The following is a 10738-nucleotide window of genomic DNA, read 5'->3' as shown; positions in this document are numbered from 1 at the left end:
CCCCCACCCGAAATCGGGTGGGGGTCGGCGGCGAACACGTGCGATCGGCCGGTGGGAACTACTCCCACTCGATGGTGCCCGGGGGCTTGCTGGTGACGTCCAGCGTGACCCGGTTGATCTCCCGGACCTCGTTGGTGATCCGGTTGGAGATCCGGGCCAGCAGGTCGTAGGGCAGGCGCGACCAGTCGGCCGTCATGGCGTCCTCGGAGGACACCGGGCGCAACACGATCGGGTGGCCGTAGGTGCGGCCGTCGCCCTGTACGCCGACCGAGCGCACGTCCGCGAGCAGCACGACCGGGCACTGCCAGATCTCCCGGTCCATGCCCGCCCGGGACAGCTCCTCACGAGCGATCGCGTCCGCCTCGCGCAGGATCTCCAGCCGGTCGGCGGTGACCTCGCCGATGATCCGGATGCCCAGGCCCGGGCCCGGGAACGGCTGGCGCCAGACGATCTCGGACGGCAGGCCCAGTTGCTCGCCGACGGCGCGCACCTCGTCCTTGAACAGCTTGCGCAGCGGCTCGATCAGCTTGAACTGGAGGTCCTCGGGCAGCCCGCCGACGTTGTGGTGCGACTTGATGTTCGCGGTGCCGGTGCCGCCGCCGGACTCGACCACGTCCGGGTACAGCGTGCCCTGGACCAGGAACTCGACCTCCTCGCCGTGCGCACCGGCCTCGGCGACCACCTCGGCCGCGGCCTGCTCGAACACGCGGATGAACTCGCGCCCGATGATCTTCCGCTTCTCCTCGGGGTCGGTGACCCCGGCAAGCGCGGTCAGGAACCGCTCCTGCGCGTTCACCACCTTGAGCGAGACGCCGGTGGCCGCGACGTAGTCGCGCTCGACCTGCTCGGGCTCGTCCTTGCGCAGCAGACCGTGGTCCACGAACACACACGTGAGCTTGTCGCCGACCGCACGCTGCACCAGCGCCGCGGCGACCGCGGAGTCGACACCGCCGGACAGACCACAGATCACGTGCTTGTCGCCGACCTGCTCGCGGATCAGCTCGATCTGCTCCTCGACGATGTTGACCATCGTCCAGTTCGCCGCGAGCCCCGCGCCCACCTTGAGGAAGCGCTCCAGGATGGCCTGACCGTGCTCGCTGTGCATCACCTCGGGGTGGTACTGCACGCCGTACAGCCGCGCCTGGTCGTTCTCGATCGCGGCGACCGGCGCACCCGCGCTGGTCGCGGTGACCCCGAAGCCGGCCGGCGCGCCGGAGACCGAGTCGCCGTGCGACATCCACACCGACAGCTCGGCGGGCAGCCCGTCGAACAACGTGCTCGCCGTGCCGGTCACGGTCAACGGCGTCGCGCCGAACTCGGCGAGACCGGTCTTCTCGACCACGCCGCCCAGAGTCTGCGCCATGGCCTGGAAGCCGTAGCAGATGCCGAGCACCGGGACACCGGCCTCGAACAGCGCCGGGTCGATGCTGGGCGCCTCGTCCGCGTACACCGAGGAGGGGCCGCCGGACAGGATGATCGCGGCCGGCCGCTTCGCGAGCATCTCCGCGACGGGCATGCTGTGCGGCACGATCTCGCTGTACACACGTGCCTCGCGCACCCGGCGAGCGATGAGCTGGGCGTACTGGGCACCGAAGTCGACGACGAGGACGGTCTCGGTGCCGCCCCCGTCCGGGCTGGCAAAGGTCACGAGGGGCCTTCCGGCGAAGCGAAAAAAGGGGTGGATGCCGATTCTACCGGCGTCGCGCGGGTAACCCCGGCTGGTGTCCGCGCCGGCGGGCCCGGCATACTGGCGCCATGTCCTCGTTCGACGTGACGCGCAGCTTTACCTATGGCACCGGGATCCCCGGCGCCGCCGTCATCGCCTGAACGAGTACCGCCACAGGCAGACGAAGACGCCCCGGGTCCGGCACCCGGGGCGTCTTCGCGTTTCCCACCGAAGCCCCGGAGCACGGACCCCCTCCGGAGAGCAGGCCATCGATGGAAGACACCACCACGAACCCGCAGTCGGCCGACGACGTGATCGGCGCCGGCCGGTCCCGCATCGACGATCTCGACCGACGGATCATCGCGCTGATCACCGAGCGGGTGGACATCTCCGCGGAGATCCAGCGGGTCCGCGTCGCGTCCGGCGGCGCGCGCGTGCAGTTGACCCGCGAGATGGAGGTCATCGCCCGCTACCGCGAGGGGTTGGGCAAGCCCGGGACCACCGTCGCGCTGACACTTCTCGAACTGTGTCGCGGTCGGGTCCGCTCGCAGGCGTAACCTCACCCGCCGGCCGTCGTTGTGACTGATGGCCGGCCCGCTTGATGCGCGGGCCGGGCAACGCAAGGCCGCCGACGCGATGAGGCGCGCTCAACCAGTGCGCCGTGGGACCTCGCGTCGGTGTCGTGACCGGGACGCAGGGGACAGCAACCGGTCACAACCCCGCCGGCGGCCGGTGTCGGGGACGCTCGACACCGGTCGCCGCGCCTTGGGCACATCCATGGATCGCCCCGAACGCACCGAACTCCGACGTGCCTCATTCACCGCAAAGCATTCACCGCGAAGCGGATCTTTCACGCCATAGCCGCCGGCAGCGCCAAGAATAGCGGGATTCCCGCCGCACATCGGTGGTTCCACGGGACGGCACCCCCGAGCCGAAGACGTCCGGTTAGCGCAAATAATGATCATTAACCGGTTAATAGATGTCACTTTGTCCCGACTTGGCATCACCCACTCCGACTCCACCCACCTCCCGGAATTCACCCTTCCGCGCCCCCACGCCCCGCGAGCCGCACCCCGCGCCTCCGCACACCGCGCCACACGCCGGGGCCACACGGCAACCAGCCCCGCGCGCGTGTCGGCGGAAGCAACCACCTGCGACCCGACACGCCCCCGGCCCCACCCCGGCCCCGGAGGGCACGAGCCGCCACCACGGACCGCCCGGCCCATGACCCGAAGCACCCCGACCCCGGTCGCGAGGCCCGATCCGCTCACCACCCGCCCGAAATCCGCAGCCTTCGCCTCACGCAACGGGCGGGCGGGAGGACCCCCAATCCCGCGTCGAGCGAAGCGTCACCGTACGCGGAGCACCTTCATCACCCGCAGCGACAGGGTCAGCGACCGGGCCCACTGTTCGTCGCTCATCCCGAAGGGTGCCGCGATCGGCAGCAGTCGCTGGGTCGCGACCGTCTGTGCCTCGGTGAACTTCATGATGCCCTCGGCGCCGTGCCGCCGGCCGAGCCCGGAGTCGCCCATGCCACCCATCGGCGCACCCGCGCTGCCGTAGGCCGCGGCGTAGCCCTCGTTGACGTTCACCGTGCCCGCGCGCAGCCGCCTCGCGAGCGCACCGCCGTGCCGGGTGTTCCGCGTCCATACGCTCGCGTTGAGCCCGTACGCGCTCTCGTTCGCGCGGGTGACGACCTCTTCCTCCTCGGTGAACCGGTACACCGACACCACCGGGCCGAACGTCTCCTCCGCGCACACCGCCATTTCGGGCGTGACATCCGCGAGCACCGTCGGCTCGTAGAACAGCGGCCCCAGGTCCGGTCGCGCGGTGCCGCCGATCAGCACCCGGGCACCCGCCGCCCGGGCCTCGTCCACATGGCGCGTGACCGCGTGCAACTGGCGGCGCGAGACCAGCGAGCCCATGTCGGTGTCCCACGCGTAGCCGGCCGCGAGCCTCATGGTCTGGATCCGGGCCAGGAAGCGGTCCAGGAACGCATCGTGGATGTCGGCGTGCACATACATCCGCTCGATCGAGATGCACAGTTGACCGGCCGAGGAGAAGCACGCGCGCACCGCGCCCTCCGCGGCCCGGTCCAGGTCCGCGTCCGCCAGCACGATCATCGCGTTCTTGCCGCCCAGCTCAAGCGACGCGCCGACCAGGCGCGCGGCGGCCCGCTGGGCCACCTCGCGGCCGGTGCGGGTGGAGCCGGTGAAGCCGACGTAGTCCGCACCCTCGACCACAGCGGTGCCGACCACCGGGCCGTCGCCGAGCACGATCTGCCACAGGTCCTCGGGCAGGCCGCACTCGATCAGCACGTCCTGGGCCCACAGCGCGGTGAGCGCGGTCTGCGTGTCCGGCTTCATCACCACCGCGTTGCCCGCGATGAAGGCCGGAATCGCGTCGCCGATGGACAGCGCCAGCGGGTAGTTCCACGGCGAGACCAGGCCGACCACGCCCTTGGGGTGCCGTACCTCGATCGCCTTCGTCAACACCGGCAGCGCACCGGCCCGGCGGCGATCGCGCAGGTAGCCCGCGGCCCTCCGGCCGTAGTGCCGCGAGCACAGCGCGACGTCCAGGACCTCCTCGAACGCGTGCTTGCGCGCCTTGCCGGTCTCGGTCTGGATGATGTCCAGGATCTCCGACTGACGCTCCAGGACCTTGTCGTGGAAGCGCAGGAACACCGCCGTCCGCTCGCGCACCGAACGCTTGGCCCACGCGGTCTGCGCGAGCCGCGCGCGGGCGAACGCGGAGGTCACGTTCTCCGGAGTGGACTCGGGAAGCTCGGCGACCGGCGACCCGTCGAACGGGCTGCGGGTGGTCACCATGGTCGGCACGGGTCCGGTCACCACGCGCCGGGCGAGCCGCTCGGCGGGCAGGCTCGGCAGGACGATGGATGCTGCTGCTGCGGGGGCGGGCGCCGCGATGTCCGTCATGGCACCAGCGTAGACAGCACTACTTGCCGGTAACAAGGACCGCCGCCGCGAGTGCGGACACAATCCGCACACCCACCCCGAACGACCGACCGAAAGCCCTCGCCCGCCCCGCCGCGCTCAGTCCGTGTCGAGATCCGCCAGCGCCGATTCGATCGTGCGGTGGTAGGTCGGATACGCGTACATCATGTCCCGCAGTGTGGCCACCGGCACCGCCGCACGGACGGCCACCACGAGCGCGCCCAGAATCTCGCCGCCGGCCGGACCCGCGGCGGTCGCGCCGACGAGCACACCCCGGTCGGCGTCCTCGATCACCTTCACGAAGCCCCGTGCACCGGTGATGTGCCCGCGCGAGGAGGCGGCCAGATCGGCGATGCCGATCCGCACGTCGATGCCGGCGGCCCGGGCTTGGTGCTCCGTCAGGCCCACCGCGCCGATCTCCGGGTCCACGAACGTCACCCTCGGCAGCGCGCTGTGGTCGGCGTCGGGACCCGCCGCACCGCGTCCGACCTTGTGCAGGATCGCCTTCGTGGCGATGGTCGACTGGTACATCGCCACATGGGTAAACGCGCCCTGCCCGGTGATGTCGCCGACCGCCCAGACCGCCGGCGGCTCGCCACCGGGCCGCACCCGCAACTGCCCGTCCACCGGCAGCGCGTGCGCGTGCGGGTCGACACCGAGCGCCTCGGCGCCGAGAGCGGTCAGATCCGCCCGGCGGCCGGTGGCCACCAGCAGCTTCTCCGCCTCGATCGAGCGCCCGTCGGACAGCGAGAGGGTGAAGGTCTTGCCGTCGTGCGCGACCCGCTCGGCCCGTGCGCCCAAGTGGATCTCCACGCCGTCCTCACTCAGCGCCCACTCGGCCAGGTCCGAGGATTCGGGATCCTCGACGGCCAGCACCCGGTCGCCGTTCTCCACGATCGTCACGTGCGTGCCGAACCGGGCGAACACCTGGGCGAGTTCCAGGCCGATCGCGCCGCCGCCGAGCACCGCGAGCGAGCGCGGTGCCTGGTCGGCCTCGATCGCCTCGCGGTTGGTCCACAACGGGGTGTCCGCCAGGCCCTCGATCGGCGGGATGAACGCCTTCGTGCCGGTCCCGACCACGATCGCGTGCCGGGCCCGGAAGCGCCGCACGATGCCCTCGGCGTCGGTCGCCTCGACCATGTTCACGTCGGTGATGCGGCCGGCGCCCCGAACGAACGTCATGCCCTTGTCGACCAGCCGGTCCACGGCCGCCCGATCGTCCCAGTCGGCGGTCAACTCACGCACCCTCGCGGCGACCTTCGACCAGTCCGGGTGCTCCTGGTGCCGGGCCTCGCCGGCCGCGTGCACCATCGCCTTGGACGGGATACAGCCCCAGTACGGACACTCGCCGCCGACCAGGCCGTCCTCGATGCCCACCACGTCGAGCCCGGCTGTGGCCAGGTTGCCGGCGACGGCCTCACCACCCACGCCGAGACCGAGGACGATCACGTCGACGTCGATGTGGTCGGTGGACTGCGGGCTCACGGGTACCTCCGGGTGGGGTTGGGTAGTTCGCACCGTACCCCGCCGGGATCCGATGATTCGGTGGGCGACGCCACGCGCCTGGGTCCGGCGGCCGTTCGGTTCCGCCGACCGCCCGGTCGGGTCGGCCCCTCGGTCCCGTCGGCCGCTCGTTCGTAGCGGTCGCTCAGTCCTGCGTGAAGGCTCAGTCCTGCGTGAAAAGCTCAGTTCTGCTTGAAAGCTCAGTTCTGCTTGAAATAGGCCGCGACGTTCTGGAACGCGTCGTGTGCCTTGGACCAGTCGGTTTCGTACGACGCGACGTAGATCGCGTAGTCGGTGTTCCGGTCGGTGACGATGCCCAGGTCCATGGCGTGCGCCGGCTTCTTGGTGCCGGTGGCGAGCGGGTCGCCGTTCCAGGTGAACTCCCAGACCGCCGCCTGCCAGCCCGGCCGATATCCGGCGTAGTCCTTGAGCTGGACCTGGTTGTAGGTCGGGTAGGCGGACTTGAAGCTCGTCTCGTTGGTGTGGAAGTTGGCGAGCGGGTTCCCGCCGACCTTGGTCATGCCGATCCGGATCAACACCTTGCCGTCGGCGGTGCGGTAGTCGACCTGGTCCTTCTGCGCCCCGGTCACCTCGCGTTTGGCGCCGGACGGTACGAACAGGCTGAAGCCCGCCGCGTCCTTCGTCCACACGTAGCCCGGCAGCGTGGTCGGCGCGGCCGTGCCGCCGTCCTGGCCGCCCTGCGACGGCGGCTTGGCCGGTGGCACCACGGCCCCACCGGTGGACGCGGTGGGACTGGGGGATTGGCCCGGCGGGGTCGTCGTGGCCCCTTGCGACACCGGCGGATTCGTGGCCGCCGTGTCGTCCTTGCCGTCCTTCCTGGTGACCACGATCCCCACCACGACCCCGCCCACGATCAGCGCGACCACGAGCGCCACGACCGCGACGACGCGACCGGTGCCGCCGCGTCGAGGCTCCGGCACCGGGCGGTACGGCTCCGGCGGGGTCTGCGGTGGATGCGGCGGCCCACCGACCATCGAGGCGGTGCGGGTCGCCGAACTCCCCGAGTCGGCGGGCGAATACCCCGGCTGCGACCACGCGCCGGGCGGCGTGTTGCCGCCCGGGTGCTGGGCCGCGCCGCTGTCGGATCCGGGCTGCGCGTGCCGGTGCGAGTCGTACGCCCCGGCCGGCGTGGTCGGCTGCTCGGGCGGCGCGGGGCTGTGTGCGGGCGGCGGCGGTACCGCGTCGAACTGCCGGGACGGCGTCGAGTCGGCCACCTCGCGCAGAATCCGGGCTCCCTCCTCGGCGCCCATCCGCTGGTCCTGGTCCTTGATCAACCAGCCGGCGATCACCGCTTCGAGCCCGCCCGCGTGCCGGGGCGGATCGGCCTGATCGGTCAAGATCGCGTTCAGGGTGCTGATCATCGTGCCCCGGCGGAACGGATTCCGACCCTCCACCGCCATGTAGAGCACGATCGCCAGCGACCACAGGTCGGCGGCGAGCAACGGCCGCTTGCCCTCGGCGCGCTCGGGTGCCAGGAAGTCCGGCGAGCCGACCAGCATGCCGGTCGTGGTGAGCGTCGCGGTGCCGGTCGCGGTGGCGATGCCGAAGTCGGTGAGCACCACCCGCCCGTGCGCGGTGACCAGGATGTTCGCGGGCTTTACGTCGCGGTGCACCACGCCCTTCTCGTCGGCGGCGAGCAGCGCGTCGAGCACCTTGAGACCGAGTTCGGCGGCGTCCGCCGGGGTCAGCGTGCCCTGGGTCTCCAGGATCTCGGCGAGCGATTGGGCCTCGACCAGCTCCATCACGATCCACGGGATGCCGCCGTCCTCGACCACGTCGTGGATGGTGACCACGTTGGGGTGACCGATCCGGGCGGCCGTGCGGGCCTCGCGCAGCGTGCGCTCGCGGGCGAGGTCCTTCTCCTCGTCGTCGAGGTGGTCCGGAAGCCGCAATTCCTTGATCGCGACGTCGCGGTGCAGCATCTCGTCCACGGCACGCCACACCGTGCCCATGCCGCCTCGGCCGAGCATGGTGCCCAACCGGTAGCGCCCGCCGACGATCCGGCCGCGCGTGCCCCCGGTTTGTGCCACGTACCCTCCCCGCGTCAACCGACTGTTCCGCCGGCCATCACCAGACTAGAACCCGTCACATTAGATGCGACGGCCCCGGGTTCGGCGAGCGGATCGAAACCTCGGGTGCGCCGACCACCCGCGCGGGTCCACTCGAATCCGCGCCGACGGGTCGCCGGCCCGGCCCGCGGCGACCGTCGGGTCGGCCGGCAGGCGGGTCCGCGTGTGGCTCGCACCTGGTCAGTTCGTCGTACTCGCACCGCCCTGCTCCCGCGGTGCGCCGCTCTGCGCACCACCGCTGCCGCCCTTGGACGTGTCGATCGGCGAACGGGTCACCGGCGCCGAACTCGTGACCGGCGGTCGGCTGGTGGTCGGCGGTCGCGACATGGTCGGGGCCGTGGTGGACGGGCGGGCCGTTCCCGTGCCGGCGTGGGTCGGCCGCGTGGTGCGGGTCGATCCACCGCCCTGGCTGCTGTTGCCGGACGTCCCGGTGTCGATCTGCCCGGTGCCGCCCGAGGTGCCGCTGGTGGGGCGCGAAGTGTCCCTGCGGGTGCCGGTGCTCGGCGCGTCGAGGCCGGCCGGGGCGCCCTGCGACGCGTCGCTCTTCCCGGGCGAGTCCGAGCCGCCGCCCTGCTCACCCAGCGCAGAGGGCACCCAGATCGCCAACGCGGTCACGGCGGCGGCGACCATGGTGCCGAGCACCACGGTCCGGCGCCGCTTCTTGGCTGCGGCATTCGGCGCCGAGGGGCCGGTGGGAGCGCCGATCAGTACCGGGTTGGGCCGGTCGTCGGCGGTGGCCGAATCGTGCAGCGCGTCGGCGGGCGAGTACGCGTGTGCCCCGGTCATCGGGTAGCCGCCGGTCGGTCCCTCCGGGTCGGCCCGACTCACCGCGCCGAACGGCGGTGCCGGGGTCACCGGCGGCGCCTGCTGCCACACCGGCGGGGTCTGCGGGCTCTGCTGCGGCTCCGGCTGCCAGGACGAGTGAGTGACGCCCCGCACACCGCCGGGGTCCTCCACCGTCGCGGTGCCCGGCGGAATCGGCAGGTCCACGCCCGGCTCCTCGAAAGCCGGCACACCACCGCCGACCAGAGCCGCCATCAGCAGTCGTTCGGTCTCGTCCTCGTCGATCCGCTCCAGCGGGTCCTTGCGCAGCAGCCCCTCGATGGCCGGCCACAACGCGTCGGATCGGTGCGGCGGCGCGGGCTCGTCGGTGAGCACGGCGCTGAGCGTGTCCATCGCGCCGGTGCGCCGGAACGGCGAGAAACCCTCCACCGCCTGATACAGCGTCACCCCGAGCGACCACAGGTCCGAGGCGGGGCCGGGCCGACGCCCGAGCACCCGTTCCGGCGCGAGGTATTCGGGCGAGCCGACCAGCATCCCGGTCGCGGTGAGCGTGACCGAACCGGCCACGGTGGCGATGCCGAAGTCGGTCAGCACGATCCGACCGCCGGGCGCCATCAGGATGTTGCTGGGTTTCACGTCCCGGTGCAGCACGTCGGCGGCACGCGCGGCGCGCAGTGCGGCAAGCACCGCCAAGCCGACCTCGGCCGCCTCGTGCGGGGCCATCCGGCCTTCGTCCAGCACGTCGGTGAGCGAGGGAGCGCGGACCAACTCCATCACGATCCACGGGCGTCCGTCGTCCTCGGCGACATCGAAGATGGTGACCACGTTGGGATGGGTGATCCGGGCCGCCGCACGGGCCTCGCGCAGTGCGCGCTCGCAGCGCCCCTGGGTCTCCATCTCGTCCAGGTCGTCCGGTATCCGGACCTCCTTGACCGCGACGTCCCGGCGCAGCAGTTCGTCGAAGGCGAGCCAGACCGTGCCCATCCCGCCCCGGCCCAGTGGTTCGCCCAGCCGATAGCGCCCATCCACCAAGCGGCCGTGCATGCCGCTGTCGTGTGCCACGAGGTCCTCCCCAAGACCGTGGACACCTCACGATCCGCCCTGTCGGCGCGTCATTGGCGTCACGTGTAGGACGTTTGGCGTGCTCCGAAGGTTCCGCCCCAGGGGGTTCGTTCAGCCACCCGGCGCGAAACTCTCCCGGGCCGTATCGAAGGCCGAACGCACCAGCGCCGAACCGGAGTCCGGGCCGGAGACCCAGAAGTCCCAGGTCCGGCCCTCCTCGACGAAGCGCATGTTGATCGAGCGGCGCACGGAGCCCCGGTCGTTCCAGGTGAACTCCCAGAGACCGGCGACCTGTCCGTGCACCGTGGTGCACGCGAGGCGGATCTGATGGTAGTCCGTTCCGTTTCCGATGAAAGTGCCCGGTCCCAGGCCCTTGGATGCCTGTACGGCCAACTCGCCGCACGGATCGCCCTTCGCGTCGGACGCGTCGGGACGCACGCCCAAGCGGTACAGGTCGTCCGGGGAGCGGTAGTAGACCCGTTCGCCGGCGGCGTCGCGCACGGACCAGTCGGCCGGGACCAGGACGGTGAACGCGCCGCGCGCGGTCATCCGGCGAAAACCGCCCGGCGGGTTCGTCGGGACAAGCGTGTCCACCCGTGCGTCGGTCGCTGCGGACGGCACCGATGCGGGCCCCGCCGCGGCCGGTCCGCTGCCGACCGGCGCGCCGATGGTGGGCGTCG

6 protein-coding genes and 1 pseudogene are annotated in these 10738 nt (G+C 71.7%); 1 reads left to right on the top strand and 6 read right to left on the bottom strand.

The features are described from left to right. Nucleotides 1-58: 58 nt before the first annotated feature. Nucleotides 59-1648, bottom strand: a complete 1590-nt coding sequence (gene guaA / locus ABZS54_RS39865; protein WP_020549167.1) for a glutamine-hydrolyzing GMP synthase — start codon at nucleotides 1646-1648, stop codon at nucleotides 59-61. 290 nt (nucleotides 1649-1938) lie between these two features. Here guaA and ABZS54_RS39860 point away from each other — a divergent pair, with 290 nt between their 5' ends. Continuing rightward, a complete protein-coding gene (locus tag ABZS54_RS39860; RefSeq protein WP_355547335.1) occupies nucleotides 1939-2223 on the top strand; it encodes a chorismate mutase in 285 nt (94 codons plus the stop codon). A 792-nt stretch (nucleotides 2224-3015) separates the two neighbouring features. Here the strand turns inward: ABZS54_RS39860 and ABZS54_RS39855 are convergent. The 5 genes and pseudogenes from ABZS54_RS39855 to ABZS54_RS39835 all read right to left on the bottom strand — a co-directional run. Beyond that, nucleotides 3016-4602 (bottom strand): succinic semialdehyde dehydrogenase, encoded by a 1587-nt coding sequence (locus tag ABZS54_RS39855; RefSeq protein ID WP_355547332.1) that lies wholly within the window; start codon nucleotides 4600-4602, stop codon nucleotides 3016-3018. 117 nt (nucleotides 4603-4719) lie between these two features. After that, a complete protein-coding gene (locus ABZS54_RS39850; protein ID WP_355547329.1) occupies nucleotides 4720-6105 on the bottom strand; it encodes an NAD(P)/FAD-dependent oxidoreductase in 1386 nt (461 codons plus the stop codon). Nucleotides 6106-6323: 218 nt separating this feature from the next. Further along, complete coding sequence (locus ABZS54_RS39845; RefSeq protein ID WP_355547326.1) at nucleotides 6324-8174, bottom strand: protein kinase; 1851 nt, start codon at nucleotides 8172-8174, stop codon at nucleotides 6324-6326. Between the two features lie 219 nt (nucleotides 8175-8393). Continuing rightward, nucleotides 8394-10040 carry a protein kinase gene (locus ABZS54_RS39840; protein ID WP_355547339.1) on the bottom strand — a complete coding sequence of 549 codons (1647 nt, stop codon included), beginning with the start codon at nucleotides 10038-10040 and terminating at the stop codon, nucleotides 8394-8396. A gap of 129 nt (nucleotides 10041-10169) precedes the next feature. Then, nucleotides 10170-10738: pseudogene (locus ABZS54_RS39835) on the bottom strand (hypothetical protein); the annotation flags it as partial.

Source organism: Embleya sp. NPDC005575, from assembly GCF_040605455.1.
GTDB lineage: Bacteria > Actinomycetota > Actinomycetes > Streptomycetales > Streptomycetaceae > Embleya.
This window is presented reverse-complemented; position numbering and strand designations above follow the sequence as displayed.